The organism is Sporichthyaceae bacterium (assembly GCA_036269075.1).
In the GTDB taxonomy this organism is placed as follows: domain Bacteria; phylum Actinomycetota; class Actinomycetes; order Sporichthyales; family Sporichthyaceae; genus DASQPJ01.
The window spans coordinates 13,816-30,983 of the sequence record DATASX010000099.1 but is presented as its reverse complement, the minus strand read 5'-3'; the positions used below and the strand labels follow the sequence as shown (position 1 = coordinate 30,983).

17 protein-coding genes are annotated in these 17,168 nt (G+C 69.9%); 12 read left to right on the top strand and 5 right to left on the bottom strand.

Annotation, left to right across the window (positions count from 1 at the left end):
- Positions 1–188, bottom strand: a 188-nt coding sequence (locus tag VHU88_18390) for a hypothetical protein (protein HEX3613664.1), incomplete at its 3' end; no start/stop codon positions are given.
- A 56-nt stretch (positions 189–244) separates the two neighbouring features.
- Here VHU88_18390 and VHU88_18385 point away from each other — a divergent pair.
- On the top strand, positions 245–589 hold the full coding sequence (locus VHU88_18385) for a hypothetical protein (protein ID HEX3613663.1): 345 nt from the start codon (positions 245–247) through the stop codon (positions 587–589).
- A 99-nt stretch (positions 590–688) separates the two neighbouring features.
- Positions 689–904 carry a hypothetical protein gene (locus tag VHU88_18380; GenBank protein ID HEX3613662.1) on the top strand — a complete coding sequence of 72 codons (216 nt, stop codon included), beginning with the start codon at positions 689–691 and terminating at the stop codon, positions 902–904.
- A gap of 305 nt (positions 905–1,209) precedes the next feature.
- On the opposite strand, the gene VHU88_18375 is transcribed toward VHU88_18380, so the two are convergent.
- Entirely contained in the window at positions 1,210–1,413 is a 204-nt protein-coding gene (locus tag VHU88_18375; protein HEX3613661.1) for a hypothetical protein, read from the bottom strand.
- 667 nt (positions 1,414–2,080) lie between these two features.
- Between VHU88_18375 and VHU88_18370 the strand changes: the two genes are divergently transcribed.
- Positions 2,081–2,725, top strand: a complete 645-nt coding sequence (locus VHU88_18370; protein ID HEX3613660.1) for a HemK2/MTQ2 family protein methyltransferase — start codon at positions 2,081–2,083, stop codon at positions 2,723–2,725.
- Complete coding sequence (locus VHU88_18365; protein HEX3613659.1) at positions 2,718–2,978, top strand: CDGSH iron-sulfur domain-containing protein; 261 nt, start codon at positions 2,718–2,720, stop codon at positions 2,976–2,978. Before VHU88_18370 ends, VHU88_18365 begins: the two co-directional genes overlap by 8 nt.
- Here the strand turns inward: VHU88_18365 and VHU88_18360 are convergent.
- Together VHU88_18360 and VHU88_18355 are read right to left on the bottom strand one after the other, a co-directional pair.
- Complete coding sequence (locus VHU88_18360) at positions 2,955–3,989, bottom strand: iron-containing redox enzyme family protein (GenBank protein HEX3613658.1); 1,035 nt, start codon at positions 3,987–3,989, stop codon at positions 2,955–2,957. The genes VHU88_18365 and VHU88_18360 overlap by 24 nt on opposite strands.
- Before the next feature lie 783 nt (positions 3,990–4,772).
- Entirely contained in the window at positions 4,773–4,913 is a 141-nt protein-coding gene (locus VHU88_18355; protein ID HEX3613657.1) for a hypothetical protein, read from the bottom strand.
- Positions 4,914–5,296: 383 nt separating this feature from the next.
- On the opposite strand from VHU88_18355, the gene VHU88_18350 reads away from it, so the two are divergent.
- The 4 genes from VHU88_18350 (at position 5,297) to VHU88_18335 (ending at position 10,360) form a co-directional block, all read left to right on the top strand.
- Positions 5,297–6,190, top strand: coding sequence for a SigB/SigF/SigG family RNA polymerase sigma factor (locus tag VHU88_18350; GenBank protein ID HEX3613656.1), 894 nt, complete (start codon positions 5,297–5,299; stop codon positions 6,188–6,190).
- Positions 6,191–7,385: 1,195 nt separating this feature from the next.
- Positions 7,386–8,552: a formate/nitrite transporter family protein gene (locus VHU88_18345; protein HEX3613655.1), complete on the top strand. Its 1,167-nt coding sequence runs from the start codon at positions 7,386–7,388 to the stop codon at positions 8,550–8,552.
- 265 nt (positions 8,553–8,817) lie between these two features.
- The gene (locus tag VHU88_18340) at positions 8,818–9,006 is read left to right on the top strand and encodes a hypothetical protein (GenBank protein HEX3613654.1); all 189 of its coding nucleotides are present in this window, start codon (positions 8,818–8,820) and stop codon (positions 9,004–9,006) included.
- Positions 9,007–9,670: 664 nt separating this feature from the next.
- Positions 9,671–10,360, top strand: a complete 690-nt coding sequence (locus VHU88_18335) for an ANTAR domain-containing protein (GenBank protein ID HEX3613653.1) — start codon at positions 9,671–9,673, stop codon at positions 10,358–10,360.
- Between the two features lie 126 nt (positions 10,361–10,486).
- Here VHU88_18335 and VHU88_18330 read toward each other — a convergent pair whose 3' ends face one another.
- Positions 10,487–11,269: a GAF and ANTAR domain-containing protein gene (locus VHU88_18330; protein ID HEX3613652.1), complete on the bottom strand. Its 783-nt coding sequence runs from the start codon at positions 11,267–11,269 to the stop codon at positions 10,487–10,489.
- 696 nt (positions 11,270–11,965) lie between these two features.
- On the opposite strand from VHU88_18330, the gene VHU88_18325 reads away from it, so the two are divergent.
- The 4 genes from VHU88_18325 (at position 11,966) to VHU88_18310 (ending at position 17,065) form a co-directional block, all read left to right on the top strand.
- Positions 11,966–12,223 (top strand): hypothetical protein, encoded by a 258-nt coding sequence (locus VHU88_18325; GenBank protein HEX3613651.1) that lies wholly within the window; start codon positions 11,966–11,968, stop codon positions 12,221–12,223.
- Between the two features lie 525 nt (positions 12,224–12,748).
- A complete protein-coding gene (locus VHU88_18320) occupies positions 12,749–13,528 on the top strand; it encodes a hypothetical protein (protein ID HEX3613650.1) in 780 nt (259 codons plus the stop codon).
- A 118-nt stretch (positions 13,529–13,646) separates the two neighbouring features.
- Complete coding sequence (locus tag VHU88_18315; GenBank protein HEX3613649.1) at positions 13,647–16,028, top strand: phosphoketolase family protein; 2,382 nt, start codon at positions 13,647–13,649, stop codon at positions 16,026–16,028.
- The gene (locus VHU88_18310) at positions 16,028–17,065 is read left to right on the top strand and encodes an acetate/propionate family kinase (GenBank protein HEX3613648.1); all 1,038 of its coding nucleotides are present in this window, start codon (positions 16,028–16,030) and stop codon (positions 17,063–17,065) included. The genes VHU88_18315 and VHU88_18310 overlap by 1 nt, the downstream gene beginning before the upstream one ends.
- The last annotated feature ends 103 nt before the right edge of the window (positions 17,066–17,168 follow it).

The window sequence follows — 17,168 nt, the reverse complement described above, 5'->3', positions numbered from 1 at the left end:
CAGCGCATGTGCTCGACCGCGTGACCACTATGTACGAACGGGAGGACGCGCCGATCCAGTTCGCCGACCGCTACATGCGGCCGAGCTTCCGGATCACCGAGAAGCTGATCGAGCCGCTCGGGGAGGCCCGCGAGGAATGGCAGGTCCTCGACGAGATCTGCAAACGGATGCGCCTGGGCGGCGCACACATGTTCGGCGTCGAGCGGGCGATGGCGAAGCCGGGTCTGGGCATGAAGCCCATCAGATGGCTGACCTGCTCATCCGCACCGGCAACGGCGGCGACCTGTTCGGTCTGCGGCGCTCGCGCTTGTCGTCGAAGAAGTACCGGGAGAAGGCGCCACGCGGTGTGGTCTTCCACGAACAGCAGCCGATCAATCCGGTCAAGAAGGTCATCAAGACCAAGGACGGCAGGATCGCGATGGCCGACCCGCGATTCGTCGCCGAACTCGAGCGACTGGAGACCACCCCGGTCGAGAGTGCGGAGTTCCCGCTGCGGATGATCGGTCCGCGGGAGATGAACTCGCACAACTCCTGGATGCACAACTCGCCACGGCTGATGCCGGACAGCGTCGACACCACCTGCACGTGAACCCGACGACGCCGCGGTGCTCGGTCTCGTCGAGGGCGACCCGGCGATCCTGACCTCCGAGGACGACACGATCGAGATCTCGGTGCTGCTCAACCGGAGATGATCCGCGGCACGGTGGCGCTGCCGCACAGGTGGGGCCACGCCGGGGGATGGCAACGAGCCAACCGGGCGGGCGGTTCGACGTCGAACTTCCTGTCCTCGCGCGTCGAGGCGATCTCCGGCACCACAGTCCTCAACGGCATCCGTGTCCGGCTCGAGGCGGTAGCGTCCCGCGTGGCGGTCGAGCCCGAACCCGCCGCGCTCGCGGAGATCTGACCGTGGATCAGGCCTGGCCCGACGCCGACGGCATCCTCCGAGTGTGAGCGGGCTCTGATAGATATGACGGGGCCATCAGTACGGGTTCCCGGGTGGGTGCTCGCTAGTTGCAGTTGTAATTGCAATTCGCTCCAGTTCGGCCGGTGCGCGGCTGTCCCGGCCCGGTAGTCCGCCGCGATGTTGGCGGTGTCCAGGGTCTCGCCGAGGAACAGCTGCCGGGAGTAGACGCACGTAGGTGCGCTCGGCGATCTGGATCTCCACACCCTCCCCGGCCTCGGTCCCGGGCCGCCGTTCGGCCTCGACCGTCAGCAAGTTGCGCTCCACGTCGAGCTCGATCGCCTCCGGGTCGACACCGGCAGGTCCAGGCGGACCACGTAGGCGTCCCCGGCCAGGCAGGCATCCATCGGCATCGGGTTGGGTCGCGACCAGGTCCCCAGCCGGCCCCCGGCGCCGAGCAACTGCTGGGCGATCCTGTCCAGGTCACGGAAGGAGTCGGTACGCATCAACATCGTTGGCCTCCCCACGAGAATTCCGGATGCGCGGCGATCGCGCTGTTCTGTAGTCACCAGCACAGATTGTGCTTGTGCCGAGCTGGATGTCAAGTTGCCTGGACAGCACAGATCGTGAATTTGCGAGCGAGCGAGGCGAGGGCCTGGAGATCGGACCCGACCAGTCCGGTGTACGGGATATCGGTGGCCGTCGAGCTCACCGGGGTCGATGCCCGAATGCTGCGCGTACGAGGCCAGCGGGCTGCTCGAGCCGTCCCGCGCCGCCGCCGGGTACCCGGCTACGGCGGCGCCGACCACCGTCAGGATGCGCGTTGCTTCGACCCTGCGTGTGCGGATCTGGAGGCGTTCTTGGTAGGGGTCACGACCGCATCGGAGTAGTGCGCGTCGCGGGGACGCACGCCGACGCGCAGGCCGAACCGGTGAGGACCTTTGCCCCGGTCCGGTGCTGCTTCGTCGCACGTCGGCCTGAGCCGGGTCGGCTCGTGAATCCTGCTTTCGGCGCTGTGGATCGCCTCGCGCGGACCTGCGGAAGACAAATTGGGCCGACCTCACCCACGCTCAGTCCGGCGATCGGGGCGCGCGACTTCCGTGGCCGGATCGCGCGGCAGAGCGGGATCTGACGAGGAGTCAGTCGGGCCGTCCTGGGTAGTGCAACGAGGTGCTGCTGATGCGACTGCCTGGCGTCTACGCTCCCCAGGACGACTCCGAATTCCTTCTCGACGTGGTATCGGACCATGGTCTGCCGCCGGGTGCCCGGGTGTTGGACATCGGAACCGGGACCGGTCGGGTTGCGTTGGGGTTGGCCCGCGCCGGAGCCGGGGAGGTCCTGGCGATCGACCGCAGCCGTCGGGCCGTCTGGGCAGCGCGGTGCAACGCCTGGTCGATGCGGCAACGAGTCCTGGTCCGGCGCGGGGACCTCTGCTCGGGCGCGGAAGGCGAATTCGATGTGGTGGTGTCCAACCCGCCCTACGTTCCTTGCGCCACCGGTACCCCGGGCCGCCACAGCCGCGCCCGGGCCTGGGATGCCGGCGCCGACGGTCGGGCGCTGCTGGACCGCATCTGCATCGCTGCTCCGGAGCGGCTGGCCCCGGGCGGCACGCTGTGGTTGGTGCACTCCACGTTGAGCGATCCGGGCAAGACCTTGGCGCTGCTGCACGACGCGGGGCTGGCGGCGGAAGTGGCCGCCAGGGCTTTGATCCCGTTCGGCCCGGTGCTGCGCTCGCGCGCGGGATGGCTGCTCGAGCAAGGACTGATCGCACCCGGCCAGAGCATGGAGGAACTGGTGGTTGTCAAGGCCTCGCGCTGTGGCTGAAGAGCTGCCGGGCCGCGAGACCGACTACGACCTGCCCGCTGCGCAGGCTGGGAGTCCGGCGCCAGGGTGGGCGCGGGTAGACATGGAACCCGGCGGGCCGGTGATCGTGCCCGGGCCGGTGCAGATCGTGGTGCCCGGGGCCGAACCGGTGGTGGTGGGCCGGTTCCGGGTCGCGTTGTGTGCCTGCGGTCGCAGCGGACGTTACCCGTTGTGCGACAGCAGCCACCGGCTACTGAATCGGACGCAGCAGTGAACTGTGGCCCTGCGCCCAGGCGGTGAGCGTCGTCGCGTCGAGCCGATCCTCCAGCAGGCACGCGCCCTGGATGCCCAGGACGACGTCGGCGGCCAGTTCCGGTTCGACGGCCAGCAGCGGACCGAGCACCTGAACGCGCATGACCTGCTCGTGGACGGAGTCGGCCACCTCGTGCTCGGCGTAGAACGCCTCGACCACCGGCAGACCCAACCGCCGCGCCGCGGCGCTCATGCGGGCCGACCCCGGCGGCGAGCTGATCTCCACCGCGGTCAACTGCCCCAGCGCCGCGGCCCGCAGCCCGCGGTGCAGCCCGCACAAGGACATGAAGTTGACCAGCGCCAGCATCGGGGCCGGGACGTGATCCAGCCACGCGCCGTAAGTCGCGTCGAGGTCCAGTTCCCGCATCGACGCGGCGAACAACTCCGAATGCATCCGCGTTGCCTGCCCCGCGCCGTACTCGTCGAACTCGACCGCCGCCACGGCGGCCTTCACCGCGCCGTGCAGCCGCGGCAGGACCCAGGCCTGCGGATCGGCCTCCTTGAGGTGGTACAGCGAACGGTGCACCGCCACCTCGCGCAACTGCCACAGCCGGCCCTCCCGGGCAAGGTAGGCGCTGACCCCACGCTGACCCGTTGCCGACAGCAGACCGTCCAGAGCGGCCGCGACGCCCTCGCCACCGTCCACGGCCCCGCGCAGGGCCTGCAGGAACCGAGCCTCGAGGAGTGCTCGCAGGCCCAGGACCGTGGGGTCCCACTCCTGCTCGGCCGGTACCCCGGCGAATCCGCGGTAGTGCAGTTCGTAGGCGCAGTACAGGGCCAACTGCAGGTCCTCACCGAACGGTTCCGCCTCAGCGACTGCGGCCTGCATCCTGGCCGGGACGGGTCGATCCTGGCGCTGCTCGATCGCCCCCAGCATCGCCGCACCGAGCACACCCCGGGGTTGCGGCAGGGACGGTGACGCCGACGCGGCGGTCAGATCGGGCGGGTCCGGCAGGACGTGCAAGGTGGACATGTGGGCAAGCTACCCACGGTGGGGACGGCGTAGCCCCGACCGATGCCACTGGCCGCTGGTTCCCGCGACCGACGCTGCATTCGGCGGCCGATGGAACTTCGATGCCGGCCTGGGACTCACGCGGCGAACCGGGGTGACGCTTCCGACCCGGCACCTGAGGGGACCGGATCACCGAGGAGGATCAGCGCCACGACCCGGACCGAACTTACGGTTCCGACCCCGCCAGTGCAGCGGGCCGGGACGCGGCGCTGGGACAGATCCCACGGCTCGAACCGCGTGTCCGTGCCGACCCGACCGATGGGTGGGACCCATTCCCCGCTTCGGGTTGGGGCAACGGGTCGGCGAACCGGCCGGAAGTGCCGACGGTGGCGGCCCCTCGTCGCATCGGCGACGCGACATCCGGCCCCGCTGCTGGAGCTCGGCCGGCCTGCCACCAGAGCTGACGATCAGTCAGTTACGTGCGGGCCCCGGCCGCATCGACGCAAAAGCGCGCCGCGTCGACATCACGCACCGACACAGGGCGAGAATTCGGGCAGCGGGGCCTGCCCTCTCCGGGTGCGTCCGCGTGAAGATTCGCACTGCTCCTGGGTCTCGGCCACCGCATCGCACTGACAGGCCGCGGGAGCTATTGCGACGCCAAGGATTGTGCGGGCCACACCGAACGCTGCGCAACGTCCTGACCGGCTTGGGGAAGGGAGAGGACATCGGCCGCTCACACGAGTGGCCAATGTCCTCAGGGTTGCTGCCTCGGGGACGAGGCGTTTCACGACCTCGAGCACCGGTTCAGGTTCGGCCGGCTCCCCGCATGATGACGTGGGCGACGGCCAGGATCAACCCGACGATCAGGCCGAGCCAGAGCACGTGCGCGGCGAAGCCGAGCCCGCCGAAAACAACCAGCAGGACAAGCGCGAGGATGAGCAGCACGGTTACCTCCGGTGAGTTGTCGGGCGGGACGACACGACGTCTGCCCGGACACTTGCCCGGTGTAACCCTCGGTCTTGCCAAATCTTCCCGCACTGCGCTGCGTGGGTAGAGGGAGCCTCCGTCCTGGCCGGCCCCGCCCTCGCCCCCGATGGACCGGGCACATCTAGTCCGGGGTACGTGAGGCCCGGCACCGACCGGGTGGTGGAGCGGTCGTTGTGGCCGCCGGGAAGTGTCCGGGAGCACCCCCGTCCGGGGGGGTTTACGCCCTGGGCCGGGAGGTAACGATCACCATGCTCCGGTCCAGTGGCTGATCGCCGCGACCGGTGCTACCTGGATCGGTCCCACAGCCGGCCGACCCGGGGCCCGTAGAAGGTTCGCCGACGATGAGGAACTACGCAGACCGTAACGCCCTGACCGACTTCGAGAGCCTGGCCGCCGGCTCTCGACCCCGGGCACGTGTTCTCGGTGCGCATGAACTTGGCGAGTTGGACAACAACGAGCTGTTCGGGTTGCTGCGCGCCGCAGAGGGTGCGCAGCGGGACCGCATCCGCGAGGCGCTCGTGGTCCGCCACGGCGGGCTGGTGCGGTGGCTCGCCGCCCAGTACGCCAACCCCGCCGTGGACATCGAGGAACTGTGCCAGGTCGGCTACCTGGGCCTGGTGCTGGCCATCGACCGCTTCGACCCCGATCGGGGCTTCGACTTCCTGTCCTTCGCCCGCCCCACCGTGCAGGGCGAGATGCGGCGCTGGTTCCGGGACAAGCGCCGTTGGATCCGCCTGCCCCGCCGCCTGCAGGAGGCCAAGGCCGCCCTGAAAGAAGCCGAGGGCGAGCTGCTGGGTCGCCTGGGCCGTGAACCGTCCCGGGCCGAGCTGGCCGAGCACACCGGCCTGAGCCTGGAACTGGTGATCGAGGCGCTGGACGCCGACGACGCCTTCACCGCGACGTCACTGGACGCACCGGTGGGCGGTGAGGACGGCGAGTCGTTCACCGTCGCCGACTGCATCGGCAGCGCCGATGAACGTCTCGACCTGCTGCTGGACTGTCAGGTGCTGCGCGGGCCGATCGCTGAACTGTCCGAGCGGGACCGACAAATCCTGTACCTGCGCTTCTACCAGGAGCTGACCCAGTCCCAGATCGGCGAACAGCTCGGCTGCTCCCAGATGCAGGTCTCCCGCCTGCTGGCCCGCGCCCTCAAGCAACTACGCGAGGCCATGAACGACGACCGCCCCGCCGCGGTCGAAGACCTCTCTGTGGAGGATCTGGCCGCCGCAGTCTGAACGCCACCTGGGCGATCCACCCGCCGCCGCGCCGGGCCCGGCGGCGGGGGACACGGCTGAGAAACGAGGGCCGTGTGGGTGTGGGAGGCCCGCACGTTGGCCCTGGCCGGTCGCGCCGTACCGCCGCGGGTGACCGGTCCAGAGCCCGCGTCGTGGTCCGGGACATCCCGGCGCCCCCTGCTTGCCTTAGCGCTGTCGCGTCGACGCAATGGCGGCGGACCTCCCCGTAGGCGGGCGGCGGGCCCGGACCCAAGGCTTCGGTTGACGCCGGCCTGCCGAAAGCCGCGCGACGAGCCGGCACCATCGACCGCCCTGATCCCAGCGAACCCCTCGATGTACCGGCAAGATCGTGAAGATCCTCACGGCTTCGGGATTGTCGTCGGTGTGCTGATCGCGCTGCTGGTCACCAAGCTGATGAACAAGAGGTAGCCGGCTGCGTCCTCGCCGGGCGGAGTCGATGCGGCCCCACGGCCTCGACATGACCCGGCGGGTCGCGACCGAGCCACGGAGCTGCGGCGGGACCTTCCGGCCTCCCGCCACGGCGGGACGCCGGCTCGGGCGAGCGCCGAGTGACAACTGACCGAGCATCACTACCGGGGGATCCTCATGCGTGTTTTCACCTGCGACAGCTGCGGGCAGTTGGGTTCTCTTCCACAACGACACCTGCCTGCGCTGCCCGGCACCACTGGGCTGTGACCACGACCGGATGTCGATGGTCGCACTGATCGATCTCGGACACGGAGCTCTGGTGGCCATGACGGGCACTGCCATGTCCTGGCAGCGGTACGGCAACGCGGCAGTGGTGTGATGCAACCGGCTCGTCGCCACCGATCCCCCATGCTCACTGGACATCCACTGGCTTGCGCCGGGAGCGCTGCTGCCCCGGGCGATGCGGCCGGCATGCAGGTCACGCGGTCGGTCGCCGGCGCTGTGGGTCGGACACGCAGATGTCCGAAGGAACTGACGCAGAATCACTCTCGGTGGCGATCTGCGGCGGCGACCAGTCTCGCGGGAAGTGTCCTGCCTCTCGCGCGAGGAGAGCCGGCCGTGGTGGCGCGGCGGGCATCAGGGTGGTCGGACAGTACCGCCCTGCGCCCGGCCGGCGTCGCGGTGGCGTCTCGGGCGAGGGCGGGTGGGTAGGTGCCTGCGAGGTGCGTTGACAGCCGTCGCGCGAGAACCAGGGGATCAGGTCGAGGTGGCGCAGGCATCGGGGCGGTTGGACGCGGGGGAGATCCATGAGCAGGCAGTGGCCAACGGGCGCGCGGAACTCAACCGCCCGGTGCGCGCGCTGGCCTTCTCAGGCCTGGCGGCCGGTCTGCTGATGGGCCTGACCGGTCTCGGGGTCGCCGGGAGCCGGGCGGTGTTGCCGGGGGTGGCCGGCGCGGAGTTCATCGCGCTGCTGTTCTACCCGTTGGGTTTCCTGGCCGTGGTCATCGGCCGGGCCCAGTTGTTCACCGAGAACACGTTGTTCCCGGTGCTCGTCGTGCTCCAGGAACGCAGACATCTGTGGATCACGGCCCAGCTGTGGGTCGTGGTGTTCGCGGGCAACGTGGCCGGCGCGGCGCTGTTCGCAGCGCTGACCGAGCCGACCGGTGCACTGCAGCCCGCGGCGGTCCAGGAGTTGGTGCAACTGGGCGTCACCGCCACCGCGGCGCCGTTGACACATGTGCTGACCGGCGCGGTGCTCGGGGGATGGCTGATCGCCACCATGGCCTGGCTGGTCAGCGGCGCCCAGCACACGATCGGGCAGGTGGTGCTGATCTGGTTGGTGACGTTCGTGGTCGGGCTGCTGCACTTGGCGCACTGCATCGCCTCCAGCGGTTACATCCTCGCCGCAGCGATGGCCGGTCGGGTCTCCGTGGGCCGGTACGCGGCCTGGCTGGGCACCGCGACGGCGGGCAACATCATCGGCGGGGTCGTCATGGTCGCGCTGCTGAACCACTCCCAGGTCCACGCCGGCGGCGGACGGGCCCGGCAGGAACGCATCCGAGCCACCCACGCCCAGACCAGTGCCCGCCAACGCAACGACGCCCTGGCCGTGCGCATGCACAGCCCCGGCGGCGACCCGGACGGAACCCTGACCATCGCCTGCGAGTGCTCCGACCCGGGATGCTCGCGACAGGTGTCCATGTCCGGCGGCGATTACCGTCGGCTGCGTCAAGAACCGACTTGGTTCGCGCTCGTCGACGGACACCCCACCCCCGGCGTCGAGCTGGTGGTGCAACGCCATGTCGGTTACGTCGTCGTCGAACTCAGCGGGGACGCGGCCGAGGCAGCCGACGAGGAAGACACCCAGACCGTCTCCGACCCCGCACCCCAGGCCGTGTCCGACCCCGCGCCGACGACTGCCGTGCCCCGCTGACCGTCCGGCCCGCAGACCATTGACCCGCATCGAGCGGCGGTGAACCGAGGAACACGAACACTGACGGGGCCCCATATCCGTCGGGCCGCGGAGTCGTCGGCACCACGTGGGTCCACCGAGGGCGAGACGGCGGTGCGGGCACACCCCGCGGCAACGAGTCGTCGCGGCGGCATTCAGTGCCGGCATGTGCTGACAGCGCTCGAGGGCGGTCGGCGGGCATCCGTGTGCCGACCTGCGAGGGGCGCCGGGCCCAGGAGCAACGGTCATGGCTGCTGTCGAACGCACTTTCACGGTCGGTTCTGCGCCTTCGGCGGTGATCGACTACTTGAAGGACCTCTCCAACGCGGTCGAGTGGGACCCGGGCACCGAGTCCTGCGAACGCACCGACTCCCGGCTCGGTCGCAGCAGTGGCCACCTGGCACAACGTGTCGAAGTTCTTCGGCACCACCACTGAACCGACCTGCACCATCGCCCGACTCGGTGACCACACGATCGTGTTCGTCGGGCAGAGTCCGAGGGTGACCTCGACCGACACCATCACCGTGTGACCAACAGATGGCGGCAGTCAGATCAACTATCACGTCGAGCTGGAGGTGCACGGTCTGGCGAAGCTTGCCGCGCCCGCCATGAACCGGGCTTCGAAAAGCTCGCCGGGACGCCGAGAGACGGGTGACCGAAGTCCTGAGCAGGCTGCTCTCATGAGGCTCGTGAGCGCCCCGGACGCGATCATTCGCTGGGTCAGGCGCGATTGGTGACCCCAGCGGGCAAAAGCAGATTACGTCCAGGTTCGACCGCCGGGGCAGCGGTGGGTGCTCGGCGGCGTCGAGGTCACCGGTGCCGCAGCGGATGTCGCTGCGGACCTGTTGTCAGGAGCCGCCTCGGCCGTCCCGGTCATCGTCCCGGCGGGGTTGGTCCGGCTCTGCGTTCGGCGCCGGTCTCTCCGGAGAAGTCCTCGTCACCGGCGACGCGACCCACGAAGTCCCCGGCGGGGCCGGTCACGTGGGGCTCGGGTCTTTTGCCGGTCGGGTACGGTCGCGTGAGGCGAAGACCGATCTCCTGGCTCTCGAGAGCGTGCACCGCGCGAACGGGGCGTGAGATTGGGCGTGAAGGAGTCCGGTGTGAGCGAGCTGGTCGAGACCTTGGCGGAGTTGGCCTGCCTCCCGGACGGCAGTGCACAGGTCCAAGCCTGCCTGCACCGGATAGTGGACCTGGTGACCGCGGTGGTGGAACCGGTCGACTCCGCCTCGATCACGGTGAGCCGCAGTGGCCAGTGGGTGACCCTGGCCAGCAGCGACGCCCTCGCGCTCGACCTGGATGCCGAGCAGTACACGCAGGCCGATGGCCCGAGCTTGCAGGCGCTGGACGGGGAACCGGTTGCCGTGCCCGAGACGGGGGCAACGGATCAATGGCCCCAGTTCCGGCAGAAGGCCCGCTCGCTCGGCCTGTACGCGGCCCTGTCGGTGCCGCTGTTCGCGCTCCGTGGCGTGCCGCTCGCCTCCTTGAACCTTTACGCCCGCGACCCCGCGGCGATGCGCCCCCTCATCGCCGAGGTGCTGGCCCTTTACGATCCGCCGGAGCAGGCGCGCTCGCGCGGTGAAGCCCTGCCCGGCGGGGCCGGTCAGCTCGTACAGGGACTGGCCGCCGCCCTTGAGGTCAACGCAGAGATCCAGCACGCCCTGGGAATGTTGATCGGCTCGCGGCGGATCAAGGCCGACCAGGCATACCTCGTCCTGCAGGGGATCGCCGAGGGCGAACGGTCATCTCTGCACGCCGCCGCGCGCACCCTGCTGGAGCGTCACGAGGCCTGAGCCGCGGTCCCGACGGTCCTGGCGGGGCATTCCAGAACACGGCCGCCTCGAACGGCCGGCCAGCGGCGGCGTGGCCGCGAGTGCGCCGGTCCCGCGCTCGGGGTGGGTGTCGCGCAGCCTCCGACCTCAGTCCGTCGGGCCGCCGGTGGCGGCTTCCACGAGGGCGCGGGCCACCTCGTGGAGTTTGCGGTTGGTGGTGTTGGACAGTTCCCGCAGGACCGCGAAGGCGGACTGGGGTGAGCAGCGCCGCTCGCCCATGATGATGCCCTTGGCCTGTTCGACCACGGCCCGGTGTTCCATGGCCGCACGCATGTGACGTGCCTCGGTGGCGGCATCGTCGTAGAGATGGGCGTTGCCCACTGCGACCGCGGCGTATGCGGCGAAGGTGGACCCGAGTTCGACCAGTTCGGGGGGGAAGTGCACGGGCGCCCGGGAATAGAGGTTCAGGGCCCCGGTGACCCCTTCCTGCAGCGGTAGGGCCAGGGACAGGGAGCTGCCCATCCCGGCCGCGAGTGCGGCCTTGGTGAAGACGGGCCAGCGGATCTCGGTGGCCATGTCCTGAATCAGTAGCGTTTCCCCGGCCGCAGCGGCGTCCAGACACGGGCCGTGCCCTTCCTCGTACTGCGTCTCGTCCAGGCTCAGCGCGGCCTGTCCGGTGAACACCGCGGTGTAGGCGGCGCTGCCGCGCAGCAGCGTCACCGAGGCCTCCCCGTCCCCGACCGCTGCCTTCTGGGCCAGCGCCGCCACCTGCCCGAGCACGCCCCCCAGGTCGTGGCGGGAGAAATCGATGCGCGCAAGTTCGGCGATCGCCCACAACGGTGAATCCGGCGCTTGAGTGGCGCCGCCGCCACCGCTCGGGCTGCCGATCATGTATGGGCCTGCGGCGGGCGGTGTCACACGTTCGTTCATCGGCGGCCTTCGGTGAATCGCACGCCGGGGTCCGGAGCGCGCGGCGGGGAGGGTGAACCCGGTAGGGGTTGCCCGGCGGTGCGCCCGCGGCGCTCACCCAGAATCCGCGCCACTTCATGACGCCGGTCCGCCCCCACCAACCCGGCAGTGGCCACAACGTCTTGATCTTAGCTCGCCCGCGCAGGGACCGAAGGGTCACCCGCACGGCACCTGAGCGGGCCGAGGGCGCGGTTCGGGGCGAGCACGCACGCGGCGCCGTCGGGCCGCCGGGTCCTCGCAGGTCGATCACATCGAGCGCGCCGGGTGTGATCGAGCAGCGGAACGGGTTACCTCGACCCGGCCGCGGGGCCGGCGCAACGCCCGGATTCCTCGATCCTCCTGACTGAGGAGGGGCTCGCCGCGGGCGCATCCGTGGTGCTGTGCGCAGGTGGGCGCGGGGCCATGTGGGCAGCGCGCGAACCGGCACAGGATCCCGCGGCATCGACGGGGCGCCGGTGGGTAGATCATCGCGGTTGTACCGGTCATGACGCGGCCGGTCGAGCCACCGTCGGACGAAGATGGATGGTGCTGCCCGATGCGTTGTTCCCTCGCCGTTGCCGTGTCCACCCTCGCGGCCGCTGCGCGTGGCCGAACGAACCACTTGGTTCGGGGACGATCTCGTTTCCTCCGACCTGGACAGGCACAGCCGATGTCCCGATGATCGCCGGACCGTCGCGACCCGCGGCCGATCCCATCGACGTGGCGCCGCGGCCCGGGCCTGATGCGGACCCGGCTGCATCGGCCCGGCTTCTCATTCAGTACGCGGTGAACATCCTGGGCCGGCGATTGCTCATGGACCCGCAGGAAGCCTTCGCCGCTCTGCATCACCTCGCCAGGTGCAACGACCTGACCCCACAGCTGCAGGCGGCCATGATCGTCGAAGGCGCCGCCCGTTGTCCGTGGCAGACCGCCTGAGAGGTTGCCCGTTCTCGGCCGCCGGCTGCCGCCGAACTGACGGCCAATCAGATACCGGTGTTGAGGATCGCGGCGGTACGCGCTGACCCGGCACGGCGAATGTCGAAACCTGGACTGCGCGGTCGCGGCCAGGTCGAAAATCCTAGGAGCTCTTGATGCGAGCGGCCGGGAGTGCCGCGCGGCCGGAAAGGCCCGGGGCATCCTGAAGTGAGGCAACCACCGCCGGTGCGCCCCTGTGTCGGCGTGCCGGATTTCTGCGGGAGAGCTGTCCGAGAACTGCAACCGCGACCTGGCGCCGAAGGCTGGCGGAGTACGCCACCGGCACGCTCGGGCCGCAATGACCGCTTTCGGGGTGGATTAGGCACCGGCGCCTGCGGTTAGATATCCATTGTCGTTTCTGGTCATGACGCGGCCGGTTGAGCCTCCATCCGAGATGGACGGTGCCCCGTGCGCGGTGAACCCGACGAGGATGTCAGAGTCTTTTCGAAGGTGAGGGTGGGTGCGGCCCCGCCGGAACCTGAGTCGTTGTCGAACACGGTCACCTCGCGGGCGGGGCACCGCCGCGTCGAGGAGCTGGAGGCGGCGTTCGCGGTACTGAACGGTGCGGGCATCAGGTTGCCGCCGTCGTGCGGAATCGCCTGGGCCGGGACGCATCGGGTGTGGGCCGGAAGCGATGAGTACGCGCGGCTGTTCGAACGCATTCAATCCGAGGTCGGTGAGGGTCCCCGCCGGGTGGTCCTGGCCACCGGCCTTCCCGTGCCGGTACCCGAGGTTGCGACCGAGCACCGGTGGCCTGCCTTCACCGCTCTGGCCCGCGTGTACGGCTTGGTTGGTGCGCACAGCGAACCCCTGCACATCGCCGGCCGGACTGCGGGGGCCATCACCTGGTACTGGACGGGTGAGCCCGGGCCGGAAGTGTCCGATCTGCGCGCCGGCGCCACCGCGGTGGCCACGTTCCTCACCCCGCAGGCTGGCCCCGACCGCCCCGAGCCGGCCGGCGGCCACGGCGGCAGCAACGGGATGCTGGGCACGGCGGTCGACATCGTCGGGGTCTGGTTCTGTGTGGAGCCCGGAGTGGCCTTGTCGATGTTGCGGCGCGTTGCCCGGTGCCAGGGCCTTTCCATGGCGGAGCAGTCCCGGATCGTCGTCAACTGTGCCCTCACCTCGGCCTGGAAGCTCAAGGCGCCACGCGGGCAACCGACCCGGGAACAGCTGACCGCCGCGCTCGCCACAGCCAGCGCCGCGGGCCGCCGACGCAAGCGGCAACTCGGCGACGCTCCGGTTGCGGTGACCGGCCCCAGGTAGGACCGCTTGCCCGGCGGCGAACGGAGCCGGCACGCGCGCCCGGCGGAGTGAGGCAGTCCCTGCCTGGGCAGGTGACGGCAGACAGTGGTGTTGGCCGCCGGTGGGGTGGGGGAGCGGGATGACGACGGAGCGCATGGAACTGGTGGACCACGCGCCACTGCCGGTCGAGGAGATGCAGCTGATCGACGCGTACTGGCGGGCGGCAAATTACCTGTCGGTCGGGCAGATCTACCTGCTGGACAACCCGTTGCTCCGTCAACCGTTGAGCGTCGAGCAAATCAAGCCGCGGCTGCTGGGGCATTGGGGCACGACGCCTGGGCTGAACTTCATCTACGTGCATCTGAACCGGGCGATCCGCCGACGCGACCTGTCCGCCGTGTATGTCGCCGGCCCGGGGCACGGCGGCCCAGGACTGGTGGCCAACGCCTACCTGGAGGGCACCTACAGCGAGGTCTACCCCTCGATCAGCCGCGATGAGGCGGGGCTGAGGCGGTTGTTCCGCCAGTTCTCCTTCCCCGGCGGGATCCCCAGCCACGTCGCACCGGAAACACCAGGGTCGATCCACGAGGGCGGCGAGCTGGGCTACGCGCTGGTGCACGCCTACGGCGCGGCCTTCGACAACCCCGACCTACTCGTGGCCTGCGTGATCGGTGACGGGGAGGCCGAGACCGGGCCGCTGGCTGCGAGCTGGCATTCGAACAAGTTCGCCAACCCGGCCCGCGACGGTGCGGTGCTGCCCATACTCCATCTCAACGGTTACAAGATCGCGAACCCGGCGGTGCTGGCCCGGATCGGCGACGACGAGCTGGACGACCTGCTGCGCGGCTACGGGCACGAGCCCTACCTCGTCGCCGGGGACGATCCCGAGCAGATGCATCAGCAGATGGCGGCGAGCCTGGACCGCGTCCTCGACCGAATCGGCGAGATCCAACGCCTGGCGCGCGACGGCGGGGACCGCTCACGTCCCCGCTGGCCCTGCCTGGTGCTGCGAACACCGAAAGGTTGGACCGGCCCGCGCGAGGTGGACGGCCTGCCGGTGGAGGGCACCTGGCGGGCGCACCAGGTGCCCCTGGCGCGGGTCCGTGAGGACAAGGGCCACCTGCGAGCGCTGGAGGACTGGCTGCGTTCCTACCGGCCGGCGGAGCTGTTCGACCAGACCGGCGCCCTGCGCCCGGAGCTGGCCGCCCTGGCCCCGGCCGGTGATCGGCGGATGAGCGCCAATCCGGTGACCAACGGTGGCACGCTGCTGCACGACCTGGACCTGCCGGACTTCCGTCGCTATGCCGTCGAGGTCGCGCAACCCGCCACGACGAGCAGCGAGGCCACCCGGGTGCTCGGGGAATGGTTGCGCGACGTCGCACGCGGCAACCCCGCCTCGTTCCGGATCTTCGGCCCGGACGAGACCGCTTCGAACCGGTTGCAAGCGGTGTTCGAGGCCACCGACCGAGCCTGGGACGCGATCCGGCTGCCCACCGATGAGCACCTCGACCCGGACGGCCGCGTCCTGGAGGTGCTTTCGGAGCACCTGTGCCAGGGCTGGCTCGAGGGGTACCTGCTCACCGGGCGGCACGGGCTGTTCAACTGCTACGAGGCGTTCATCCACATCGTCGACTCGATGGTCAACCAGCACGCCAAATGGCTCAAGGTCACCCGCGACATCCCCTGGCGGGCCCCGATCGCGTCGTTGAACTACCTGCTGTCCAGCCACGTCTGGCGCCAGGACCACAACGGGTTCTCCCACCAGGACCCCGGGTTCATCGACCACGTCGTGAACAAGAAGGCCGCGATCGTGCGCGTTTACCTGCCACCGGATGCCAACACGTTGCTCTCGACGATGGACCACTGTCTGCGCAGCCGCCACTACATCAACGTGGTCGTCGCCGGTAAACAGCCCGCGCTGAACTACCTGCCGATGGATGCCGCGATCCTGCACTGCACCCGCGGCGTGGGCATCTTCGAGTGGGCCGGGAACTGCGGCAGCGACCTGCCGGACGTGGTGCTGGCCTGCGCCGGGGACATCCCCACGTTGGAGACGTTGGCGGCCGCCGCGATCCTGCGCGCCGAACTACCGCAGCTGAAGGTGCGAGTGGTCAACGTCGTGGACCTGATGCGCCTGGAACCGGACAGCGAACATCCGCACGGTCTGCCCGACTCCCAGTTCGACGCCCTGTTCACCACCGATCGCCCGGTCATCTTCGCCTACCACGGCTACCCGGCGCTGATCCACCGGCTGACCTACCGGCGCAGGAACCACCCCAACATCCACGTCCGCGGCTATCAGGAGGAAGGCACCACGACCACCCCCTTCGACATGGTCATGCTCAACGACCTGGACCGCTTCCACCTGGTCATGGACGTGATCGACCGGGTGCCCGGCCTGGCCGACCGGGCCGCGCTGCTGCGCCAACGCATGGTCGATGCGCGTATTGCCGCGCGGGCCTACACCCGCCGGCACGGCGAGGACGACCCGGCGATCCGGGACTGGACCTGGCCGAACTAATGCGCGTGCTCGTGGTCAACGCCGGGTCGTCGTCGTTGAAGGTTCGCCTGCTCGAGGGCGAGGACCTGATCGGTTCCTACGAGCAGATCCCCACCGAAATCGCGCCCGCCGTCGAGGCGGTCGGTCATCGCATCGTGCACGGCGGCACCCGGTTCACCGGGCCCGTCGTGATCGACGACGTCGTGGAGCAGCAGTTGCACGCACTGGCCGAACTGGCCCCGCTGCACCAATCGAAGTCGCTGCAGGCACTCGCGGCCGCGCGTGAGGCGTTCCCCGACGTCACGCACGTCGCCTGCTTCGACACCGCCTTCCACGCCCGCATGCCGGCGAAGGCACGCACCGTCGCACTTCCCCGCGCCTGGCGGGACAAGTACGCGCTACGCCGTTACGGATTCCACGGCCTGTCCCATGCCTGGGCGGCGCGGCGTGCCGTGCAGTTGGCACCGACGGCCCGCCGCATCGTCACCTGCCATCTCGGCGCCGGCGCGTCCCTGTGCGCGGTGCTGGACGGATGCTCGGTCGAAACCACCATGAGCTTCACCCCACTGGACGGGCTGGTGATGGCCACCCGCAGCGGCTCGGTCGACCCCGGGTTGCTGCTTTGGTTGCAGGAACGCGAAAACCTCACGGCGGGCGAGCTGACCGACGCGCTGGAGCAGCACTCGGGACTGGCGGGGCTGGCCGATGAGCCGGACATGCGCGCCCTGCTGGCCCGCACCGACCGCGAGGCCCGCCTGGCCGTCGAGGTTTACGTGCACCGGCTGGCGGCCGGCGTTGCCGCGATGACTGCCGCACTGTCCGGGCTCGACGCCCTGGTCTTCACCGGCGGGGTGGGGGAGAACGCCGCGGCCGTGCGCGCCGAGGTCGGCGGATACCTGGGCCATCTCGGTGTCGACATCGATCAGGACAGGAACCGCAATGCCCGCCCGGACGCACGGATCAGTGCGGATGGCGCCCGCGTCCCGGTTTTCGTCATCGCCGCACGGGAGGACCTTGAAATCGCCGGTCTCTGCACGACCCTGCTCCAGCCACGCTGAGGAGGTGCGGCAAGCCGAGGACGCTGCGCTGCGCCAAGTACGCCTCGGATTTCAGCTCCTGACACCGAAGGCTGCCAAGCACCACGGTGACAGCCGTGGGGCC